This is a genomic window from Frondihabitans sp. OV104 (assembly GCF_057787745.1).
Genome location: NZ_CM173541.1, coordinates 1,432,005 through 1,452,728, shown reverse-complemented (window position 1 = coordinate 1,452,728; position 20,724 = coordinate 1,432,005). Strand labels below are relative to the sequence as shown.

Below are 20,724 nucleotides of genomic sequence, written 5' to 3'. Positions count from 1 at the left end.
AAGCACCACATGATCGAATACCGCAACGTCCGGGTCGCCCTCCTCGGCGCCGGCTCCGTCGGAAGCCAGGTCGCGCGGCTCCTGCTCGAGCAGTCCGACGAGCTCGCGGGCCGTGCCGGCGCGGGCCTCGAGCTCACGGGCATCGCCGTCCGCGACCTCGACGCCGAGCGCGACGTCGACCTGCCGCGCGAGCTGCTCACCACCGACGCCGAGTCGCTGATCCTGGGAGCCGACATCGTCGTCGAGCTGATCGGGGGCATCGAGCCCGCGCGCAGCCTCGTGCTCAAGGCCCTCAACTCGGGTGCCGACGTCATCACGGGCAACAAGGCGCTCCTGGCCAGCCACGGCCCCGAGCTGTTCCGAGCCGCGGAGCAGGTCGGCGCTCAGCTGTACTACGAGGCCGCCGTCGCCGGTGCGATCCCGATCATCCGCCCCCTGCGCGAGAGCCTCGCCGGCGACACCGTCGAGCGCGTCATGGGCATCGTCAACGGCACGACGAACTTCATCCTCGACCGCATGGACACCCTGGGCGAATCGCTCGACGACGCCCTCGCCTACGCCACCGAGCTGGGCTACGCCGAGGCCGACCCCACAGCCGACATCGAGGGCTACGACGCGGCGCAGAAGGCCACCATCCTCGCGAGCCTGGCCTTCCACACGAGCGTCCCGCTCGTCGCCGTCCACCGCGAGGGCATCACCGGCGTCACACACGAGCAGGTCGTCGCGGCGCGCAAGGCCGGCTACGTCGTCAAGCTCCTCGCGATCTGCGAGCGCCTCGTCGACGACGAGGGCGTAGCGGGCGTCTCGGCGCGCGTGCATCCCTCACTGGTTCCGCTGGGTCACCCCCTGGCCGCCGTCCACGGCGCCAAGAACGCCGTCTTCGTCGAGGCGCAGGCTGCCGGCGACCTGATGTTCTACGGCGCGGGCGCGGGCGGCGTCGAGACGGCCTCGGCCGTGCTCGGCGACCTCGTGTCGGCGGCGCGACGCCACGTCATCGGCGGCCCGGGCCTCGCCGAGTCCAACCACGCCGACCTGCGGATCCTGCCCATCGGCACCGTCACGACCCGCTATCAGATCACGCTCGACGTGACCGATCAGCCGGGCGTCCTCGCGACGGTGGCCGGCATCCTGTCGCACCACGGCGTCAGCGTCGAGACGGTCCAGCAGACCTCGGGGTCGCAGAGCGTCACGGGGCCGGGCGAGGCCCCGGCCACCGCTACGCTGATCATCGGAACGCACCGCGCGCGCGAAGCCTCGCTCGCGGCCACGGTCGCCGACCTCACCACCGCACCCGTCGTGAACTCCGTCACGAGCGTGCTTCGAGTTGAAGGAGCCTGATGGCCCACCAGTGGCAGGGTGTCCTGCGCGAATACGCCGACCGTCTCGACGTCACCGAGGCGACCCCCATCGTCACGCTGGGCGAGGGCGGCACTCCGCTCATCCCGGCGCGCGCCCTCAGCGAGCGCACCGGCGCGAAGGTCTACGTCAAGTACGAGGGCATCAACCCGACCGGCTCGTTCAAAGACCGCGGCATGACGATGGCCATCTCGAAGGCCGTCGAGCACGGCGCTAAGGCCGTCATCTGCGCCTCGACCGGCAACACGTCGGCCTCGGCGGCCGCCTACGCGGCGCACGCCGGCATCACCGCCGCGGTGCTCGTGCCCGAGGGCAAGATCGCCATGGGCAAGCTCAGCCAGGCCGTGGCGCACAACGGCCAGCTGCTGCAGATCCAGGGCAACTTCGACGACTGCCTCGACATCGCTCGCGACCTCGCTGCGAACTACCCCGTGCACCTGGTCAACTCCGTCAACAACGACCGCATCGAGGGCCAGAAGACCGCCGCGTTCGAAGTCGTCGACGTGCTCGGCGACGCGCCCGACTTCCACTACCTTCCGGTCGGCAACGCGGGCAACTACACGGCGTACACCCGCGGCTACCGCGAAGACCTCGCTTCAAACCGCACGACGAAGATGCCCCGCATGTTCGGCTTCCAGGCCGCCGGCTCCGCCCCGATCGTGGGCGGCTCGGTCGTCAAGCACCCCGAGACGATTGCCAGCGCCATCCGCATCGGCAACCCGGCCTCGTGGCAGTTCGCCCTCGAGGCGCGCGAGCTCACCGACGGCTACTTCGGCGCGATCACCGACGACAAGATCCTCGAGGCGCAGCGCATCCTGTCGCAAGAGGTCGGCGTCTTCGTCGAGCCCGCCTCGGCGATCAGCGTCGCCGGCCTGCTCGAGCGCGCCGAGGCCGGGCACGTTCCTGCGGGTGCCACGATCGTCCTCACGGTGACGGGCCACGGCCTCAAAGACCCGCAGTGGGCTCTGAAGACGGCCGATGGCGGCGAAGTGACGCCCACCGTCGTGTCCGTCGACACCGCCGAGGTCGCCGACGTGCTCGGCCTGGTGCGAGCGTCGGCGTGACCCACGCTCCCGTCGGGGCGACCAGCCCGGTCGGCCGCTCGGTGCTCGTGCGAGTGCCCGCCACCTCGGCGAATCTCGGCCCCGGCTTCGACACGCTGGGCATCGCGCTGTCGCTGTACGACGAGCTCGTCGTCACGGCCACCGCGACGCCCGGCGTCTCGGTCCACGTGACCGGGGTGGGGGAGGGCGAGGTCCCCGTCGACGACACGAATCTCGTCGTGCGGTCCATCGCGCACGCCTTCAAGGCACTGGGGCAGGAACTCCCCGGCCTCGAGCTGCACGCCGTCAACGCGATCCCCCACGGTCGCGGCCTCGGCTCGAGCGCTGCCGCCATCGTCTCCGGGATCATGGCCGCGAAGGGCCTCCTCGAGGGGATCGTCGAGGTCGACTCCACCACCCTGCTGGCTCTCGCCACCGAGCTCGAGGGGCACCCCGACAACGTCGCGCCGGCGCTGTTCGGCGGCCTGACCATCGCGTGGACCACCTCCGAGGGTCCGTCGCACAAGCGGCTGCTCGTGCACCGCGGCGTCTCGCCGGTCGTGTTCGTGCCCGAGACCACGCTCTCGACGAAGCTGGCGCGCAGCCTGCAGCCGGCGTCCGTGCCCCATGAGGACGCCACGTTCAACGTGTCGCGCTCGGCCCTGCTGGTCGCCGCGCTCATCCAGAGCCCCGAGCTGCTGCTCGCAGCGACGGAGGACCGCCTGCACCAGAGCTACCGCGCGAGCGCCATGCCCGAGACGGACACTCTCATCCGCATGCTGCGCGACGCCGGCCTCGCCGCCGTCGTCTCGGGCGCGGGGCCATCGCTCCTCGTGCTCGGAAGTGACCCGGCCCAGCGCCTCTTCGCCGCCCGGCTGGTCGACGAGCACTCCATCTCGACATGGCGCGCGCTCATGCTGGCCGTCGATCTCAAGGGTGCTACAGTGGTGCCGCACCCGGTAGAAAGCGCCGTTCACTAGTTCCATCTCTTGAGCGGCCGCGAATCCCGGGGCAGAGCACAACGAAATCCCGTGTTCCTGCGCCGCACACCCATTGCGCTGATCTCTCGAACTGTGCATCCGTACACGTTCGGGTGAGTCGTCTGCGCGGCCGTTGCCCAAGGCACGGCAAGCTCACCCCCGCCTATCTGTGCCGGGGAGCGAAAGGAAACCATCTCCGTGACTGACACGACCACCGCTGAACTCACAGCTCAGCGTCTGCCGGCGCTCCAGGCTCTCGCCTCGTCGCTCGGCATCTCCGGCATCTCCAAGCTCCGCAAGGGCGATCTCATCGCCGCGATCGAGGCCGCTCAGGCCGGTGCGGGCGCTGTCGCCCCCGCCGCTGCGGTGTCGGCCGACGCCCAGCCCGAGCTGACGTTCGAGGCGCCGGCCGAGGTCGAGGCTCCCGCAGCCGAAGCCGCCGTCGAGGCTCCCGCGGCCGAGACCGCCGTCGAGGCTCCCGCCGCGCCGGCCAAGGCCAAGCGCGCCCCGCGCCGCGCCACCACCGCCACCGCGACGGCTCCCAAGTCGGCCGTCGAGCACGCCAACCAGGGCGAGTCGGGCGTTCTCGAGATCCCCACCGAGACGCCCGTCGCCGTCGAGGCGCCCGCGGCCGCCGTCGCGCCCGTCGTCGACGCGACCGCCGACGAGGCGGCTCCGGCCGAGCCTCGTGAGGGCGGCAACCGCCGTCGTCGCGGTTCGCGCCGTGCCGGCGACTCCGGCCAGACGGCCGAGGCGCCCGCCGCCGCCGAGCCCAAGACCACCGACGACATCGTCCTCGACCTCCCGCCCCGCCAGTCGCGCGCCGACCGCACCCGTGCCGAGCAGGCCCGCCTGCGCGAGCAGCGCGAAGCCGAGACCGCTGCCGAGGCCGGCTCGAACGGGGTCGAGGCCGACACCTCGACGGCCGAGCAGGGCGGCGCTTCTCAGCAGGCCCCCGCGGCCGACCAGGCGTCGTCTGATCAGAGTGGCAAGTCCGACTCGAACTCCGACCAGCAGCCGCAGCAGGGCGGCGGCCGTCGCAGCCGCAACCGCAACCGCGGCGACCGCCAGAACAACCAGAACGGCGACCGTCAGAACGGCGGCAACCAGGGTGGCGACCGCCAGAACGGCGGCAACCAGGGTGGCGACCGCCAGAACGGCGGCAACCAGAATGTCGACCGTCAGAACAACGACCGTCAGAACAACGACCGCCAGAACAACGACCGCCAGAACGGCCAGGCCCCGCAGTCCGCTCCGACCGTCGGCAACCAGGGCGGTCAGAACGACCAGCGCTCGGCCCAGAACGGCCAGCAGAACCAGCAGGGCGGCCAGAACGGCCCCGTCGACGACGAGAACGAGGGCGGCCGCAGCCGCAACCGTCAGCGCGACCGCAAGCGCGGCCGCTCCAACCAGAACGACGACTTCGAGCCCGAGATCACCGAAGACGACGTGCTCATCCCCGTCGCGGGCATCCTCGACGTGCTCGACAACTACGCGTTCGTCCGCACCACCGGCTACCTCCCCGGCGCCAGCGACGTGTACGTGTCGCTCGGCCAGGTGAAGAAGTACCACCTCCGCAAGGGCGACGCCGTCGTCGGCGCGATCCGTCAGCCGCGCGAGGGCGACAACCAGCAGGGCCGCCAGAAGTACAACGCGATCGTGCGCATCGACTCGATCAACGGCCAGAACATCGACGACGCCGCCAAGCGCGTCGAGTTCTCGAAGCTGACGCCCCTCTACCCGCAGGAGCGCCTCCGCCTCGAGACCGAGCCCGGCAAGCTGTCGACGCGCATCATCGACCTCGTGTCGCCGATCGGCAAGGGCCAGCGGGGCCTGATCGTCTCGCCGCCCAAGGCCGGCAAGACCCTCGTGCTGCAGGCCATCGCGAACTCGATCGCCAAGAACAACCCCGAGGTCCACCTCATGGTCGTCCTGGTCGACGAGCGTCCCGAAGAGGTCACCGACATGCAGCGCACGGTGAAGGGCGAGGTCATCGCATCGACCTTCGACCGTCCCGCCGAAGACCACACCACGGTCGCCGAGCTGGCCATCGAGCGCGCCAAGCGCCTCGTCGAGCTGGGCCACGACGTCGTCGTGCTGCTCGACTCGATCACCCGCCTGGGCCGCGCCTACAACCTCTCGACCCCCGCCTCGGGCCGCATCCTCTCCGGCGGCGTCGACTCGTCGGCTCTCTACCCGCCGAAGCGCTTCTTCGGTGCCGCGCGCAACATCGAGAACGGCGGCTCGCTGACCATCCTCGCGACCGCGCTCGTCGAGACCGGCTCGAAGATGGACGAAGTGATCTTCGAGGAGTTCAAGGGCACCGGCAACATGGAGCTTCGCCTGTCGCGCCACCTGGCCGACAAGCGCATCTTCCCGGCCGTCGACGTCAACGCGTCGGGAACCCGCCGCGAAGAGATGCTCCTCAGCCCCGACGAGGTCACGATCACGTGGCGCCTGCGCCGCGCTCTCGCCGGCCTCGACCAGCAGCAGGCGCTCGAGATCGTCCTCCGCAACCTGAAAGAGACTCAGTCGAACGTCGAGTTCCTGGTCCAGGTGCAGAAGTCGGTCCCGGCGGCGGCCGGCCACAAAGAGGACTGAGCGTGTTCGAGTCGGTAGCAGTGCTGCTGGCCGAGCATGAGGATCTCCAGCACCAGCTGTCAGACCCCGCCGTTCACGCGGATGCGGCCAGAGCCAAGAAGATCAACCGCCGGTACGCCGAGCTCAGCCGCATCGTCGCTGCGCACACGGCGTGGCTGCAGGCCGGCGAAGACCTCGACGCCGCGCGCGAGCTCGCGCGCGAAGACGAGGCCTTCGCGGCCGAGGTGCCCGCGATGGAGGACACCCTGGCCGAGACCCAGGAGAAGCTCCGGCGACTCCTGATCCCGCGCGACCCCGACGACGGCCGCGACGTCATCATGGAGATCAAGGGCGGCGAGGGCGGTGCCGAGAGCGCGCTCTTCGCAGCCGACCTCCTCCGCATGTACTCGCACTACGCCGAGTCCAAGGGCTGGAAGACCGAGCTCCTCGAGCGCGACGAATCCGACCTGGGCGGCTACAAGAACGTCCAGGTGGCCATCAAGTCGAACTCGTCGGATCCCGCGCAGGGCGTCTGGGCCCACCTCAAGTACGAGGGCGGCGTGCACCGCGTCCAGCGCGTGCCGGCGACCGAGTCGCAGGGGCGCATCCACACGTCGACCACCGGCGTGCTGGTGTTCCCCGAGGTCGACGAGCCCGAAGAGGTCGAGATCAACCAGAACGACCTCAAGATCGACGTGTACCGCTCGTCAGGCCCTGGCGGCCAGTCGGTCAACACGACCGACTCCGCCGTGCGGATCACGCACCTCCCGACCGGCATCGTCGTGGCCATGCAGAACGAGAAGTCGCAGCTGCAGAACCGCGAGGCCGGAATGCGCGTGCTCCGCGCCCGCATCCTCGCCCGTCAGGCGGAGGAGCAGGCGGCTGTCGACTCCATCGCCCGCAAGAGCCAGATCCGGGGGATGGACCGCTCCGAGCGCATCCGCACCTACAACTTCCCCGAGAACCGCATCGCCGACCACCGCACCGGCTACAAGGCCTACAACCTCGACGCTGTCATGGACGGCGCGCTCGAGCCGGTCATCGAGTCGTGCATCCAGGCCGACGAAGAGGCGCGTCTGGCCGACATCGGCGACCAGGGCGAGTGACCCTCGGCGTCGGCGACGCGCTCCAGCAGGGGCGCGCCGCCCTCGATCAGGTCGGCATCCCGTCCGCGGGCGCGGATGCCGAGCTGCTCCTCGCGCACGTCCTCGAGGTGGGCCGGGGTGAGATCGCGGTCAAGGCGATCGTCGGCACGGTCCTGACCGAGGCGCAGGAACTCGCCTTCGAGTCCGTCCTCGCCCGTCGAGCGACTCGAGAGCCGCTCCAGCACATCACCGGTCTGGCACCGTTCCGCCACCTCGTGCTCCATGTCGGGCCCGGCGTCTTCGTCCCGCGCCCCGAGACCGAGGGGGTCGCGCAGATCGCCATCGACGCGCTCTCGGCGCGTGCTGAGCCGCAGCCCGTGGCCGTCGACCTCGGCACTGGCAGCGGCGCCCTCGCGCTGTCGATGGCCACCGAGGTTCCCCGCGCCCGCGTGTACGCCGTCGAGCTGTCGCCCGAGGCCGCCGTGTGGACGCGCCGCAACATCGCGTCGACCGGGGCCGACGTCACCCTCGTCGAGGGCGACATGGCGTCGGCCCTGCCCGAACTCGACGGAGCCGTGCAGGTGGTCGTCTCGAACCCGCCGTACATCCCGCTCGGGATGGTGCCGCGCGACCCCGAGGTGCGGCTGTTCGACCCCGAGCTGGCGCTGTACGGGGGAGTGGACGGCCTCGACCTCGTCCGCGCGCTCTCGCAGCGCGCGCTCGCGCTCCTGGTGCCCGGAGGGACGCTCGTCATCGAGCACGGCGAAGAGCAGGGCCCCGCGATCCGCGAGCTGCTGTCTCGCGACGGATGGCGCGGCGCGGCCACCCACGAAGACCTGACGCGGCGCGATCGGGCGACCACGGCGGTGCGCTGAGGGCGGCAGTTCCTGCCCTCTCATGCGAGCCGTGGGCGGGACGCCAGGATCAGCGCACTACAATCGTCGAGTCATGGCCTCCCTCTACGACTGCGCGGTCGACGCAGAACTCCTCACCGGCATGCGCCTCGCGCGTGCCGCCATCGGGCGCGGCGAACTCGTCGTCGTCCCTACCGACACCGTCTACGGCATCGCCGCCGACGCCTTCGACCCGGAGGCCGTCGAGCGGCTTCTCGCGGCCAAGGGGCGTACCCGCCAGTCGCCGCCGCCCGTGCTGGTCAAGGGGCAGGACACCCTCGCCGCTCTGGCCGAGTCGGTGCCGTCGCTGATCCAGCCGCTGCTCGACGAGTTCTGGCCGGGTGGGCTGACCGTGATCCTCACGGCGCAGCCGTCGCTCGCCTGGGACCTCGGCGAGACCCGGGGCACCGTCGCCCTGCGTCAGCCAGACAACAAGCTCCTGCTGGAGCTCCTCGAAGAGACCGGCCCTCTGGCCGTGTCGAGCGCCAACCTCACCGGCAAGCCAGCCGCGCTCACCGCGCACGAGGCGATGGCGATGCTCGGCGACGACGTCGAGATCTACCTCGACGGCGGCCAGGCCGGCACCGGCTACGAGCAGCGCCCCGGCGCCAACTCCGGCTCCACGATCGTCGACGCGACGGGCGCTGCCGACGGCGTGCTGCGCATCGTGCGCCACGGCGTCATCAGCGACGACGACATCCGCCGGGTGGCGGGCAGCGACGTCGTCGTATGAGGCCGACGCGATGAGGGCCGAGTCGTGAGGGCCGCGAGGTGAGGTACTACCTCCTCGCGGCGGCGATCTCGGCGATCGTCAGCTTCGCCCTCTCGGTCCTGGCCTGGCGGCTCGGCACGAAGTACCGCATCGCCCCGAAGATCCGCGAGCGCGACGTCCACGTCAACCCGACGCCGCGGCTCGGCGGGATCGCCATGTTCGGCGGCATCGTCGTCGCCCTGCTGTCGGCGTGGTTCGTCTTTCCGCTGATATCGAAGGCCGACTACTTCCGCCTGGTCTTCGCCGAGCCCGGCCACATCCTGGCGATCCTCGCCGCCGCGCTGATCATCGTCGCGGTGGGCGTGATCGACGACCTCTACGACCTCGACTGGATGACCAAGCTCGCCGCGCAGATCATCGCGGCCGGCGTGCTGGCCTGGCAGGGCGTGCAGCTGCTGTCGCTGCCGATCGGCGGCCTCACCATCGGGTCGAGCTACATGTCGCTGATCCTGACGGTGCTCGTCGTGGTGCTCGTGATGAACGCGGTCAACTTCATCGACGGCCTCGACGGCCTGGTCGCCGGCGTGACGATCATCGCGAACGGCGTGTTCTTCATCTACAGCTTCATCCTGACGAACGCGAACCAGGGCGTCGAGTACTTCAACCTCGCCGCCCTGCTCACCGCCGTGCTGATCGGCGCGGCGGTCGGCTTCCTGCCCCTCAACTGGCACCCGGCGCGCATGTTCATGGGCGACGCGGGCGCGCTGCTGACCGGCCTCCTCATGGCGACCAGCGCGGTCTCGGTCACCGGCAACCTCAACCCGGGCTCGGTCGACAAGACGACGCTGCTGCCGGTCTTCATCCCGATCCTGCTGCCCTTCGCAGTCCTGATCGTGCCGCTCCTCGACTTCGGCCTCGCAGTGCTGCGCCGCGTCAGTGCCGGCAAGTCGCCCTTCAGCGCCGACCGCAAGCACCTCCACCACCGGCTGCTCGACATGGGCCACTCGCACTTCCACGCCGTCCTGATCTTTTACGGCTGGACCGCCCTGGTCTCGGTCGGCTGCCTCCTGTTCTTCTTCCTGCCCGTGCACTGGGTCGTGGTGTTCCTCGCCGCCGGCCTGGTCGTCTGCGCGGCCATCACCCTCGCGCCGCTGAGCCGCCGCAAGCGCGTCGAGATCGCTGTGCAGAGCGCCGCGCCGTCGGCCGCCGCCGAGACCGGGGCCGACCGCTTCGACGCGCTCGACCAGGCCGGTGCCGCTCGTGCCAAGAGCGTTCCGGGCGCAGGAACTCCGAAGCCCACCGCCGACGACGAGCGCGTCGCGGTCACGGCCCTCCGCGGCACCACGGGCCCTGCCCCGCAGCTCCCGTCGGCGGCCGAGTCCGCGACCGCGCGGCCCGAGCCGGGCCGTCCGGCTCCCTCGTCACGTCCCGAACCCGGCCGCCCCGGCACCACCGGCTCGACCACCGCACGCTCCGAATCAGGAAGATCCGCATGAACCCCGCCGGCAATCGCCTCTACGTCACCATCGTCCGGTACGGAGCCCTGCTCGCCCTCGTCATCGCCGTCGTCGGCTCGGTCATCGGCGGCATCGCCGCGGGCAGTCACGGCGTGGCCGGCGCCCTCATCGGCACGGCCCTCGCGCTCGTCTTCACGGGCCTGACGGCGGTGAGCATCCTGCTCGGTCTCAGGGCATCGGGCGGCAGCCTCATCAGCGGCGCCTTCTTCGGCATCGTGCTCGGCGGCTGGCTGCTCAAGTTCGTCATCTTCCTGGTGCTGGTGGTCCTGCTCAAAGACCAGACGTGGGTCAACACGGTCGTCCTGTTCGTCTGCATCGTCGCCGGGGTGCTCGGGTCGCTCGTGGTCGACGTCGTCGTCGTGATGCGCTCGCGCGTGCCCTACGTCGACTCGTCCGTGCTCGACTCGGCTGCATCGGGTGCAGACGGCGCAATATCAGACCAATAGGCCCGCCACCGGCCCGATTGGTTCGTCTCCGGGCGAATCTGTTGATAGGCTGAACTCGTTCGTGTCCCCGGCCTGTTCACTGCCGAAGGGTCGCTTCCCCACAGATCATCGCCGCATCTCGCGGAGTTGAAACCAGGCTAGAAAAACCGCACGTGTTGCAGTTGGTCTTCCCGGCTTCATCACTGAGAGCTGCGTCCCGAATCAGGAGATAGCGCTGTTAGCTAACGCCATCACCCTGGTGCATCCTCTCGCCGCAGCGAGCGACAGCACCGGCGGTTTCCAGGGCCCATCGATCGACGAGTTCTTCCCGTCGGTCCTCCTCTTCGACGGCACCCCCTTCGAGATCAACCGAATCATGCTGGCGCGCTTCTTCGCCGTCATCGTGCTCTTCCTGGTCTTCTGGCTCGGTACCCGCAAGATGAAGCTCGTCCCCGGTCGCTTCCAGAGCATCGTCGAGATGGGCCTGGACCTCGTCCGCGTCAACATCGCCGAAGACCTGCTCGGCAAGAAAGACGGCAAGCGCTTCCTGCCGATTCTGACGACCGTCTTCTTCATGGTCCTCTTCATGAACCTGACCGGCATCATCCCGGGCTTCAACATCGCCGGCACCTCGCTGATCGGCATCCCGTTGATCCTGGCCGCCGTCGCCTACGTCGTGTTCATCTACGCCGGCATCCGGAAGCACCCGGGCGCGTTCTTCAAGAACGCCCTCGTGCCTCCGGGCGTGCCGTGGCCGCTGTACATCATCGTGACGCCGATCGAGCTCGTCTCGACGTTCGTGCTCCGCCCGGTCACGCTGACCCTGCGACTCCTCATGAACATGATCGTCGGGCACCTCCTGCTGGTGCTGTTCTTCACGGCGACCTCGTTCTTCCTCTTCGAGTCGGGCAACCTCTTCGCCCTGTTCGGAATCGGCACGATCGCCTTCGGCTTCGTGTTCACCCTGTTCGAGATTCTGGTGGCTGTCCTCCAGGCTTACGTCTTCTCGCTGCTCACTGCTGTTTACGCTCAGCTCGCGCTGAACGACGAACACTAACAACGGTCCGGGCGCCTGCCCGAACCGCCATCACGGAAGGAAACACACGTGGACGCATCAACCGTTCTCGCTGCAATCGACGGAAACATCGCGACGGTCGGTTACGGCCTCGCGGCAATCGGCCCGGCCATCGGCGTGGGCATCGTGGTCGGCAAGACCATCGAGTCCGTCGCCCGCCAGCCCGAGCTCCAGGGCCGCCTCACGGTCCTCATGTACATCGGTATCGCCTTCACCGAGGCCCTGGCCTTCATCGGCATCGCCACGTACTTCATCTTCGTCTAAGAGAGGCTGACGAATGCTCAGCACTACTTCCACCGTGGTTGCGGCGGGTGAGTCACACAACCCGTTGCTGCCCGCGACGCCGGACCTCGTTTGGGGTGCTGTGTGCTTCGTCGCGATCCTGCTCATCTTCTGGCGCCTGGTCCTCCCGCGCATGAAGACGATGCTCGACGAGCGCGCCGAGGTCATCGAGGGCGGCATCAAGAAGGCCGAGAACGCTCAGGCCGAAGCGGCTGCCGCGCTCGAGGAGTACAACAAGCAGCTGGCCGACGCTCGTGCCGAGGCAGCCAAGATCCGCGAGCAGGCTCGTACGGATGCGACTCGCATCGCCAACGACGTCAAGGCGCAGGCTCAGGCCGACGCCGACCGCATCACGGCGAACGCGACCGCCCAGATCGAGGCGGAGCGCCAGAGCGCCCTCGTCTCGCTCCGCGGCGAGGTCGGCTCGCTGGCGATCGATCTCGCGTCGGGCGTCATCGGCGAGAGCCTCACCGACGACAGGAAGGCATCGGCCATCGTCGACCGCTTCCTGTCCGAGCTCGAGGCCGACGAAGCGTCGAAGGCAGGCAAGTAACCATGGGATCCATGACCAGAGAAGCACTCGCGTCCGCGCGGGGCGTGCTCGCCGATCTCGGCGACGCGGCTGACCTGGCCACGGGAGAACAGCTCCTCAACGCGGGTCGAGTCATCGGATCGTCGTCGAAGCTGCTGGCCTACCTGGCCGACCCTGCCGAAGACGTCACCGGCAAGAAGGCGTTCATCGACCGCGTCTTCGCCCCATTCACCGAGTCCGCTCGTGCCCTGCTGACCTCCGTGGTCGGCAGCCGCTGGTCGTCTCACAGCGACCTCCTCGCGGGTGTGGAAGAGATCGGCATCCGCACGATCGCGAAGTCGGCTCCGGCCGATCTGTCGATCGAGGGCGAGCTGTTCTCGTTCGGCGAGGTCGTCTCCTCCGACGCCTCGCTCGAGCTGGCGGTCGGCACGAAGCTCAGCGACGGGCCAGCGAAAGCCGGCCTCGTCGAGAAGCTCCTCGCCGGCAAGGCGTCGCAGCAGACGATCTCCATCGTCTCGCAGCTCGTGCAGCAGCCCCGTGGCCGCCGAATCGGCGAGCTCCTGCGGAACGCCGCCGCCATCGTCGCCGACCAGTCCGACGAGCTCGTCGCAGTGGTCACGACCGCCGCGCCGATCGCCGCCGAGCAGGTGACGCGTCTCGAGCGCGGCCTCGCGAAGCAGTTCGGTCGTAGCCTGCGAGTGAACCTGGTGATCGATCCGTCGATCCTGGGCGGGCTCCGGGTCCAGGTGGGCGACGAGGTCATCGACGGCACGGTGTCGACGAGACTCACCGATCTGCGCCTTCAGCTCGCCGGCTGATCGCACCCACACGCACCAAGGCTCGCTGACGCGGGCTCACCCGACCACGCGGGGCATACGCCCTGCACGGTTATCGTCACAGACACAACGACAAAGGAATCCCAATGGCAGACATCAAGATCAGCCCTGATGAGATTCGCGACGCCCTCAAAGACTTCGTCTCGGCGTACGAGCCCTCGCAGACGTCCACGACCGAGGTCGGTCACGTCATCGATGCCGCTGACGGCATCGCGCACGTCGAGGGTCTCCCCGGCGTCATGGCCAACGAGCTCATCCGCTTCGCCGACGGCACCCTGGGCCTCGCCCAGAACCTCGACGAAGACGAGATCGGTGTCATCGTCCTGGGTGAGTTCAGCGGCATCGACGAGGGCCTCGAGGTCACCCGCACCGGCGAGGTCCTCTCCGTCCCCGTCGGAGAGGGCTACCTCGGCCGCGTCGTCGACCCTCTCGGCAACGCGATCGACGGCCTCGGCGACATCGAGACCTCCGGCCGCCGCGCTCTCGAGCTCCAGGCTCCCGGCGTCATGCAGCGCAAGTCGGTGCACGAGCCCATGCAGACGGGCATCAAGGCGATCGACGCCATGATCCCGATCGGCCGCGGCCAGCGTCAGCTCATCATCGGCGACCGTCAGACCGGCAAGACGGCCATCGCGATCGACACGATCATCAACCAGAAGGCCAACTGGGACTCGGGCGACATCAACAAGCAGGTCCGCTGCATCTACGTCGCCATCGGCCAGAAGGGCTCGACCATCGCCTCGGTGAAGGGCGCGCTCGAGGACGCCGGAGCGATGGAGTACACCACCATCGTCGCGTCGCCCGCGTCCGACCCCGCCGGCTTCAAGTACCTCGCCCCGTACACCGGCTCGGCCATCGGCCAGCAGTGGATGTACGAGGGCAAGCACGTCCTCATCGTGTTCGACGACCTGTCGAAGCAGGCCGAGGCCTACCGTGCCGTCTCGTTGCTGCTCCGTCGTCCGCCGGGACGCGAGGCCTACCCCGGCGACGTGTTCTACCTGCACTCGCGTCTCCTCGAGCGCTGCGCGAAGCTGTCCGACGAGCTCGGCGCCGGCTCGATGACGGGTCTGCCCATCATCGAGACCAAGGCGAACGACGTCTCGGCGTACATCCCGACCAACGTGATCTCGATCACCGACGGCCAGATCTTCCTCCAGTCCGACCTCTTCAACGCCAACCAGCGTCCTGCGGTCGACGTCGGGATCTCGGTCTCGCGAGTGGGCGGCGACGCTCAGGTGAAGTCGATCAAGAAGGTCTCGGGCACGCTGAAGCTCGAGCTCGCCCAGTACCGCTCGCTCGAGGCCTTCGCGATGTTCGCGTCCGACCTCGACCAGGCCAGCCGCCGTCAGCTCGCCCGTGGCGCCCGCCTGACCGAGCTGCTCAAGCAGCCGCAGTACTCGCCGTTCCCGGTCGAGAAGCAGGTCGTCTCGATCTGGGCCGGCACCAACGGCAAGCTCGACGAGGTCCCCGTGGCCGACATCCTGCGCTTCGAGGCCGAGCTGCACGACTATCTCTCGCGCACCGGTGACGTCCTCACGACGCTGGCCGAGACCAACGTGCTCTCGGACGACCTCGTGGCTCAGCTCGACTCGTCGATCGAGGAGTTCAAGAAGGAGTTCCAGACGGGCGAGGGCAAGCCGCTGGCTTCCGTCGGCCGCGAGGAGTTCACCGCCACGGACGCCGAAGACGTCAACCAGGAGAAGATCGTCAAGTCGCGATAGCGACTGCCGACCTTCGCCCGCACCGATACCAACAGGAGACACATGGGAGCGCAACTTCGGGTCTACCGACAGCGCATTCGCTCTGCCCAGACGACCAAGAAGGTCACCCGGGCCATGGAGCTCATCTCGGCTTCTCGGATCCAGAAGGCCCAGGCGCGCATGGCCGCGTCCGGTCCGTACTCGCGCGCCGTGACGCGGGCCGTCTCGGCTGTGGCGACGTTCTCGAACGTCGACCACGTGCTGACGACGGAGCCCGAGTCGATCGATCGCGCGGCGATCGTCCTCTTCACGTCCGACCGGGGCCTCAACGGCGCCTTCTCGTCGAACGTGCTGAAGGCGGGCGAAGAGCTGGCGACGCTTCTGCGCAGCCAGGGCAAGGAGGTGGTCTACTACCTCGTCGGTCGCAAGGCCGCCGCCTACTTCACCTTCCGTCAACGGGGTTCCGAGCAGAGCTGGACGGGCAACACCGACCAGCCCGAGTTCGCCACGGCGAAAGAGATCGGCGATGCGGTCGTATCGAAGTTCCTGACCGATTCGGCCGAGGGCGGAGTCGACGAGATCCACGTCGTCTACAACCGCTTCATCAGCATGGTCACGCAGACCCCCGAGGTCGTGCGTCTCCTGCCGCTGGAGGTCGTCGAAGGCATCGAGCAGCCCGAGGAGAACGCGATCCTGCCTCTCTACGAGTTCGAGCCCGACCCTGAGAACGTCCTCGACGCGCTGCTCCCCGTCTACATCGAGAGCCGTCTGTTCAACGCCATGCTGCAGTCAGCCGCTTCCGAGCACGCCGCCCGTCAGAAGGCCATGAAGGCGGCGAGCGACAACGCCGACACCCTGATCCGCGACTACACGCGCCTTGCCAACAACGCGCGCCAGAGTGAGATCACCCAGCAGATTTCCGAGATCGTTGGCGGCGCAGACGCCCTCAGCTCGGCCAAGAAGCACTGAGCTCGCAGAGCTAGAGAAGAGAGAGAAATGACTGACATCGCCACCGCGCCAGTCGCGACCGAGAAGGCACCGGGCGTCGGCCGCATCGCGCGCGTCACCGGTCCCGTCGTCGACATCGAGTTCCCGCACGATGCGATCCCCGGCGTCTACAACGCGCTGAAGACGACCATCGTCATCGGCGACCAGACGATCGAGCTGGTGCTCGAGGTCGCTCAGCACCTCGGCGACGACCTCGTCCGTGCCATCGCCCTCAAGCCCACCGACGGCCTCGTCCGCGGCCAGGAGGTCACCGACACCGGTTCGCCCATCTCGGTGCCCGTCGGCGACATCACCAAGGGCAAGGTCTTCAACGTCACCGGCGACGTGCTCAACGGCGCGCCCGGCGAGACGATCGAGATCACCGAGCGCTGGCCCATCCACCGCAAGCCCCCGGCATTCGACCAGCTCGAGTCGAAGACCGAACTCTTCGAGACCGGCATCAAGGTCATCGACCTGCTCACCCCGTATGTCCAGGGTGGCAAGATCGGTCTCTTCGGCGGTGCGGGCGTCGGCAAGACCGTCCTCATCCAGGAGATGATCCAGCGCGTCGCGCAGGACCACGGCGGCGTGTCGGTGTTCGCCGGTGTCGGCGAGCGCACTCGTGAGGGCAACGACCTCATCATGGAGATGGAAGAGGCCGGTGTCTTCGACAAGACGGCCCTCGTCTTCGGCCAGATGGACGAGCCGCCGGGAACGCGCCTCCGCGTGGCCCTGTCGGCGCTGACGATGGCGGAGTACTTCCGCGACGTGCAGAAGCAGGACGTCCTGCTCTTCATCGACAACATCTTCCGCTTCACGCAGGCCGGCTCCGAGGTCTCCACGCTGCTCGGCCGCATGCCGTCCGCCGTGGGCTACCAGCCGAACCTCGCCGACGAGATGGGTGTGCTCCAGGAGCGCATCACCTCGACCCGCGGTCACTCGATCACGTCGCTCCAGGCGATCTACGTCCCTGCCGACGACTACACCGACCCCGCGCCGGCGACCACCTTCGCGCACCTCGACGCCACGACCGAGCTCTCTCGCGAGATCGCGTCGCAGGGTCTGTACCCGGCCGTCGACCCGCTGACGTCCACCAGCCGCATCCTCGACCCCCGCTACCTGGGCCAGGACCACTACAACACGGCCATCCGCGTCAAGGCGATCCTTCAGAAGAACAAGGAGCTCCAGGAGATCATCGCGATCCTCGGTGTCGACGAGCTCTCCGAAGAAGACAAGATCACCGTCTCGCGTGCTCGCCGTATTCAGCAGTTCCTCTCGCAGAACACCTACATGGCGAAGAAGTTCACCGGTGTCGAGGGCTCGACCGTTCCGCTGAAGGACACCATCGAGTCGTTCACCGCGATCGCCAACGGCGACTTCGACCACGTCGCCACGCAGGCGTTCTTCAACGTCGGCAGCATCTCCGACGTCGAAGAGAAGTGGGCTCAGATCCAGAAGGAGAACAGCTGATCGTGGCTGCTCTCACTGTGAACGTCGTGTCGGCCGACCAGCAGGTCTGGTCGGGCGAGGCGGCGCAGGTCACGGCTCGCACCGTCGAGGGCGAGATCGGAATCCTGCCGGGGCATGAGCCCCTGCTTGCGGTTCTCGCCTCCGGGCAGGTCCGCGTTCGTCAGGCTGGCGGTGCCGTCGTCGAGGCCACGGCCGAAGACGGGTTCCTGTCGGTCGAGAACGACACGGTCACCATCGTCGCCCGTAACGCGGCACTGGTCTGATCTCTCCGGCCCGGGTGGAAGGCGCTTCGAGCGTCGCCCACCCGGGCCTCTTCCGTTAACGCCCTCCTCCTCAATGAGCTCAATCAGTCGATGACATCCCTGCTCTTCGTCATGCCTCCGTCCGAGACCAAGCGGTCGGGTGGTGAGCCCGAGTCGACGCTCGATTTCGACGCGCTGTCGTTCCCGACGCTGGGGCGAGTCCGGCGCAGTGTCGCGGCGACGGTGGTGCGCCTCAGCCGAGATGCCGACGAGTCGGCCCGGCTGCTCAAGATCAGCCCGGCGCTGGCCGTCACCGAGGTCGCCCGCAACCGCACTCTGAAGATCTCGCCCACGATGCCGGCTCTCGAGCGCTACACCGGCGTGGCCTTCGATCCGATCGACGCGCCGTCGCTCGCGGTCGAGGCTCGCGACTGGGCGAGGGAGCACGTCGCCGTGCACTCGGCCCTCTTCGGCCTCGTCCGCGCCGCCGATCCGATCCCGGCCTACCGGCTCTCGCATGACACGAGGCTGCCCGAGAAGTCGCTCAAGTCGCTCTGGGCGGCTCCGGTCGCCCGGGCGCTGGCCTCCGGCGGCCAGACCGTCATCGATCTGCGCAGCGAGGGGTACTCCGAGCTGGGGCCGGCGCCTCTGGGGAGCGCCTACGTGCGCGTGGTGTCCGACGAGGGAGGCCGCCGACGCGCGCTCAACCACTTCAACAAGAAGACGAAGGGCACGCTGATCGCCCGCCTGCTGGCCGCGCGGCCCGACCTGGCGACCGTGGAGGACCTCGTGAGATGGGCACGAGGCGAGGGGATGGTCGTCGAGCCCCACGGCGGGGAGCTCGTCGTCGTGGCGGAGAGCGTGCTCGGAAGCTGAGCTGTCGAGTTCCTGCAGTCGTGCCGGTCACGCCGGCGCCGAGGCGTCGGCACTGCTCGCTCTCACCTCCCCGCGAAGTCGATGCCCTCGTGCTCGAGAAGCCACTTCTTCGTCGCCACCCCGTCGCCGGGGCTGTAGCCCGTGACTCTCCGCCCCGCACCGAGGACCCGGTGGCACGGCACCAGGATCGCGAGCCGATTTGCCCGGATCGCGCCGCCGACGGCACGGGCGCCGGTCGGCCGCCCCGACAGCTCCGCGAGGTCGCCGTAGGTCGTCGTCGTGCCGAACGGGACCTCGTCGAGGAGCCCCCACACGGTCTCCTGGAAGGGCGTGCCCCAGTACTCCAGGGGGAGGTCGAAGCGGTCACGGCGATTGGCGAAGTAGTCGTCGAACTGCCGCCGGGCCTCATCGTGGAGAGGGGTGGGCGTGCAGTCGAGCGCGGTGTCGCCGAGCGCCGTCTCAGTGGCCGCCACGATGAGCGCGGCCGTCTGGATGTCGACCCGGGTGATGCGATCGGCCGCGACATGGATGGCCAGTCGGCCGACGGGGGAGTCGTGGTGGACGAGGGACGAGGTGAGGAATGTCGTGGTCATGGCGTCGACCGTAGGAGCGCGGCGACGGGCCGAACGAGGATGCCCCTCGCCTGTGGAGAACCGGGGGCCTGTGGAGGAGGCATCTGCGCAGGACCACGGGGTGACCTGTTGGTAGCGTGTTCCCACCGGGCGACAGGGCCCGGCCGGAGATCGAGCGAGGAGGCGGCGTGACCACGTCCGATCCGTCGAACCGCTACCACCGGATCCGGGTCGGCCCGTCGACCGAGACGCTGGACGCCGCGCTCATCATCGGACGCCGCCCCTCCTCCCACCGCATCGAGCGACGGGGCGATCCTCGCCTGGTCACGGTCCGGTCCCCGCGCAACGAGGTGTCGGCGACGCACGTCGAGATCCGGCAGGAGGGCACGGCCGTCGTCGTGACCGACCTGAAGTCGACGAACGGCACGAGGGTCACGATTCCGGGCCGGCTTCCCGTGGCACTCCGGCAAGGCGAGTCGATCGTCGTGCTCGTGGGCACCATAGTGGACATCGGCGACGGGAACCGACTCGAGGTCCTGCCCACTACCCGCTCCATTCCCCAGGAAGAATCCATCCCGTGACAGAGATTGGTCGTCCGACGACCGCACACACCGTCCGACTCGGCGACGAGGGCTCAGTCCTCCTCGACTGGGCCGGCGTCACCGATGTCGGCAAGCGCCGCGCCCACAACGAGGACAGCTTCATCGCGAAGTCGCCGCTGTTCGTGGTCGCGGACGGCATGGGCGGCCACAGCGCCGGCGACGTGGCGAGCGATGCCGTCGTGACGCGCCTCGACGCCGCGGCATCCGGCGACTTCTTCGACACCGACTCGCTCGAGAAGGCTCTGCGACTGGCGACGGACGACATCGAGGTGGCGGCCGTCGGCACCGAGCTCGGCGTCGGCACGACGGTGACCGGGGCGATCCTGACGAAAGACGGTGACGCCCCGTACTTCACGATCTTCAACGTCGGCGACTCGCGCGTCTACATGCTGGACTCCGACGTGCTGCGCCAGGTCACCGTCGACCACTCGGTCGTCCAGGAGATGGTCCAGGCGGGCATGCTCCACCCCGACGACGCCGAGAGCCACCCCGACAGCAACGTCATCACCAAGGCCATCGGCTTCGGCGCCGAGCCCAGCCCGGACTACTGGCGGGTTCCGGCACGACCGGGCCTCCGACTGCTCATCTGCTCCGACGGCCTCACCAAGGAGCTCAATCCCCGCGCGATCGCGACGCTCCTCGGTGCGAACGCGTCCTCCGAGGCGGCGGCGCAGGCGCTCGTGACAGCAGCCGTGGCCGCGGGCGGCCGAGACAACGTCACCGCTGTGGTCGTCGACGTGCGCGGCGCGCGGCGCGCTCACGAGGCCGATGCGACTCTTCCGACCGACCAGGTCCCGCGCCTCTAGGCTGCTGGACCGTCGCCCCACGACGGCGGAGGTCGATTTTCCCCACCCCCGAAGTGGGGCCGAGACTATCCACAGATGCGCCGTGCCCCGCCTCGTCGGCGCGAGGGGGCCATTTACAATTGCGAAGATCGGCAAATCGACGGGGCGCTCCGA

General features: G+C 68.8%; 21 protein-coding genes. 20 read left to right on the top strand and 1 reads right to left on the bottom strand.

Features of this window, described 5'->3' with window-relative positions; genetic code table 11:
• Positions 1–9: 9 nt before the first annotated feature.
• From AC3CBB_RS06800 to AC3CBB_RS06715, 18 genes are all read left to right on the top strand, one after another.
• Positions 10–1,338 (top strand): homoserine dehydrogenase, encoded by a 1,329-nt coding sequence (locus tag AC3CBB_RS06800; protein WP_488626441.1) that lies wholly within the window; start codon positions 10–12, stop codon positions 1,336–1,338.
• Complete coding sequence (thrC, locus tag AC3CBB_RS06795) at positions 1,338–2,420, top strand: threonine synthase (protein WP_488626440.1); 1,083 nt, start codon at positions 1,338–1,340, stop codon at positions 2,418–2,420. Before AC3CBB_RS06800 ends, thrC begins: the two co-directional genes overlap by 1 nt.
• Complete coding sequence (gene thrB, locus AC3CBB_RS06790) at positions 2,417–3,379, top strand: homoserine kinase (RefSeq protein WP_488626439.1); 963 nt, start codon at positions 2,417–2,419, stop codon at positions 3,377–3,379. The genes thrC and thrB overlap by 4 nt, the downstream gene beginning before the upstream one ends.
• A gap of 198 nt (positions 3,380–3,577) precedes the next feature.
• A complete protein-coding gene (gene rho / locus AC3CBB_RS06785; protein ID WP_488626438.1) occupies positions 3,578–5,980 on the top strand; it encodes a transcription termination factor Rho in 2,403 nt (800 codons plus the stop codon).
• Between the two features lie 2 nt (positions 5,981–5,982).
• Entirely contained in the window at positions 5,983–7,065 is a 1,083-nt protein-coding gene (prfA, locus tag AC3CBB_RS06780) for a peptide chain release factor 1 (protein ID WP_123504832.1), read from the top strand.
• A complete protein-coding gene (gene prmC, locus AC3CBB_RS06775) occupies positions 7,062–7,919 on the top strand; it encodes a peptide chain release factor N(5)-glutamine methyltransferase (protein ID WP_488626437.1) in 858 nt (285 codons plus the stop codon). The genes prfA and prmC overlap by 4 nt, the downstream gene beginning before the upstream one ends.
• 73 nt (positions 7,920–7,992) lie before the next feature.
• Positions 7,993–8,670, top strand: a complete 678-nt coding sequence (locus tag AC3CBB_RS06770) for an L-threonylcarbamoyladenylate synthase (protein WP_123504830.1) — start codon at positions 7,993–7,995, stop codon at positions 8,668–8,670.
• Between the two features lie 38 nt (positions 8,671–8,708).
• Positions 8,709–10,145 carry an MraY family glycosyltransferase gene (locus tag AC3CBB_RS06765; RefSeq protein WP_488626436.1) on the top strand — a complete coding sequence of 479 codons (1,437 nt, stop codon included), beginning with the start codon at positions 8,709–8,711 and terminating at the stop codon, positions 10,143–10,145.
• The gene (locus AC3CBB_RS06760; RefSeq protein WP_488626435.1) at positions 10,142–10,612 is read left to right on the top strand and encodes a Cg1360 family ATP-synthase-associated protein; all 471 of its coding nucleotides are present in this window, start codon (positions 10,142–10,144) and stop codon (positions 10,610–10,612) included. Before AC3CBB_RS06765 ends, AC3CBB_RS06760 begins: the two co-directional genes overlap by 4 nt.
• Positions 10,613–10,850: 238 nt before the next feature.
• On the top strand, positions 10,851–11,648 hold the full coding sequence (atpB, locus tag AC3CBB_RS06755) for a F0F1 ATP synthase subunit A (protein WP_370454044.1): 798 nt from the start codon (positions 10,851–10,853) through the stop codon (positions 11,646–11,648).
• Positions 11,649–11,696: 48 nt separating this feature from the next.
• The gene (gene atpE / locus AC3CBB_RS06750) at positions 11,697–11,930 is read left to right on the top strand and encodes an ATP synthase F0 subunit C (RefSeq protein ID WP_123504826.1); all 234 of its coding nucleotides are present in this window, start codon (positions 11,697–11,699) and stop codon (positions 11,928–11,930) included.
• 13 nt (positions 11,931–11,943) lie between these two features.
• Positions 11,944–12,501, top strand: a complete 558-nt coding sequence (locus AC3CBB_RS06745) for a F0F1 ATP synthase subunit B (RefSeq protein WP_123504825.1) — start codon at positions 11,944–11,946, stop codon at positions 12,499–12,501.
• A 2-nt stretch (positions 12,502–12,503) separates the two neighbouring features.
• A complete protein-coding gene (locus AC3CBB_RS06740) occupies positions 12,504–13,298 on the top strand; it encodes a F0F1 ATP synthase subunit delta (protein WP_488626434.1) in 795 nt (264 codons plus the stop codon).
• A gap of 104 nt (positions 13,299–13,402) precedes the next feature.
• A complete protein-coding gene (gene atpA, locus AC3CBB_RS06735; protein WP_123504823.1) occupies positions 13,403–15,037 on the top strand; it encodes a F0F1 ATP synthase subunit alpha in 1,635 nt (544 codons plus the stop codon).
• 42 nt (positions 15,038–15,079) lie between these two features.
• Positions 15,080–15,985, top strand: coding sequence for a F0F1 ATP synthase subunit gamma (locus AC3CBB_RS06730; protein WP_123504822.1), 906 nt, complete (start codon positions 15,080–15,082; stop codon positions 15,983–15,985).
• Between the two features lie 27 nt (positions 15,986–16,012).
• Entirely contained in the window at positions 16,013–17,473 is a 1,461-nt protein-coding gene (atpD, locus tag AC3CBB_RS06725) for a F0F1 ATP synthase subunit beta (RefSeq protein ID WP_123504821.1), read from the top strand.
• Positions 17,474–17,475: 2 nt separating this feature from the next.
• Positions 17,476–17,736, top strand: a complete 261-nt coding sequence (locus AC3CBB_RS06720) for a F0F1 ATP synthase subunit epsilon (protein ID WP_123504820.1) — start codon at positions 17,476–17,478, stop codon at positions 17,734–17,736.
• A 90-nt stretch (positions 17,737–17,826) separates the two neighbouring features.
• Positions 17,827–18,591: a YaaA family protein gene (locus tag AC3CBB_RS06715; RefSeq protein WP_488626433.1), complete on the top strand. Its 765-nt coding sequence runs from the start codon at positions 17,827–17,829 to the stop codon at positions 18,589–18,591.
• 62 nt (positions 18,592–18,653) lie between these two features.
• Here AC3CBB_RS06715 and AC3CBB_RS06710 read toward each other — a convergent pair whose 3' ends face one another.
• Positions 18,654–19,184: a methylated-DNA--[protein]-cysteine S-methyltransferase gene (locus AC3CBB_RS06710; RefSeq protein ID WP_488626432.1), complete on the bottom strand. Its 531-nt coding sequence runs from the start codon at positions 19,182–19,184 to the stop codon at positions 18,654–18,656.
• A 167-nt stretch (positions 19,185–19,351) separates the two neighbouring features.
• Here AC3CBB_RS06710 and AC3CBB_RS06705 point away from each other — a divergent pair, with 167 nt between their 5' ends.
• Positions 19,352–19,744, top strand: coding sequence for an FHA domain-containing protein (locus AC3CBB_RS06705; protein WP_488626431.1), 393 nt, complete (start codon positions 19,352–19,354; stop codon positions 19,742–19,744).
• Positions 19,741–20,571, top strand: a complete 831-nt coding sequence (locus AC3CBB_RS06700) for a PP2C family protein-serine/threonine phosphatase (protein WP_123504817.1) — start codon at positions 19,741–19,743, stop codon at positions 20,569–20,571. The genes AC3CBB_RS06705 and AC3CBB_RS06700 overlap by 4 nt, the downstream gene beginning before the upstream one ends.
• The last annotated feature ends 153 nt before the right edge of the window (positions 20,572–20,724 follow it).

What these genes read in the sequence shown, in the direction of transcription:
- AC3CBB_RS06800 (WP_488626441.1), top strand. Translation starts at nt 10, where the DNA reads ATGATCGAATACCGCAACGTCCGGGTCGCCCTCCTCGGCGCCGGCTCC.
- AC3CBB_RS06715 (WP_488626433.1), top strand. Translation starts at nt 17,827, where the DNA reads ATGACATCCCTGCTCTTCGTCATGCCTCCGTCCGAGACCAAGCGGTCG.
- AC3CBB_RS06760 (WP_488626435.1), top strand. Translation starts at nt 10,142, where the DNA reads ATGAACCCCGCCGGCAATCGCCTCTACGTCACCATCGTCCGGTACGGA.
- AC3CBB_RS06710 (WP_488626432.1), bottom strand. Translation starts at nt 19,184, where the DNA reads ATGACCACGACATTCCTCACCTCGTCCCTCGTCCACCACGACTCCCCC.
- AC3CBB_RS06745 (WP_123504825.1), top strand. Translation starts at nt 11,944, where the DNA reads ATGCTCAGCACTACTTCCACCGTGGTTGCGGCGGGTGAGTCACACAAC.
- atpD (WP_123504821.1), top strand. Translation starts at nt 16,013, where the DNA reads ATGACTGACATCGCCACCGCGCCAGTCGCGACCGAGAAGGCACCGGGC.
- AC3CBB_RS06770 (WP_123504830.1), top strand. Translation starts at nt 7,993, where the DNA reads ATGGCCTCCCTCTACGACTGCGCGGTCGACGCAGAACTCCTCACCGGC.
- AC3CBB_RS06730 (WP_123504822.1), top strand. Translation starts at nt 15,080, where the DNA reads ATGGGAGCGCAACTTCGGGTCTACCGACAGCGCATTCGCTCTGCCCAG.
- thrC (WP_488626440.1), top strand. Translation starts at nt 1,338, where the DNA reads ATGGCCCACCAGTGGCAGGGTGTCCTGCGCGAATACGCCGACCGTCTC.
- atpA (WP_123504823.1), top strand. Translation starts at nt 13,403, where the DNA reads ATGGCAGACATCAAGATCAGCCCTGATGAGATTCGCGACGCCCTCAAA.
- AC3CBB_RS06740 (WP_488626434.1), top strand. Translation starts at nt 12,504, where the DNA reads ATGGGATCCATGACCAGAGAAGCACTCGCGTCCGCGCGGGGCGTGCTC.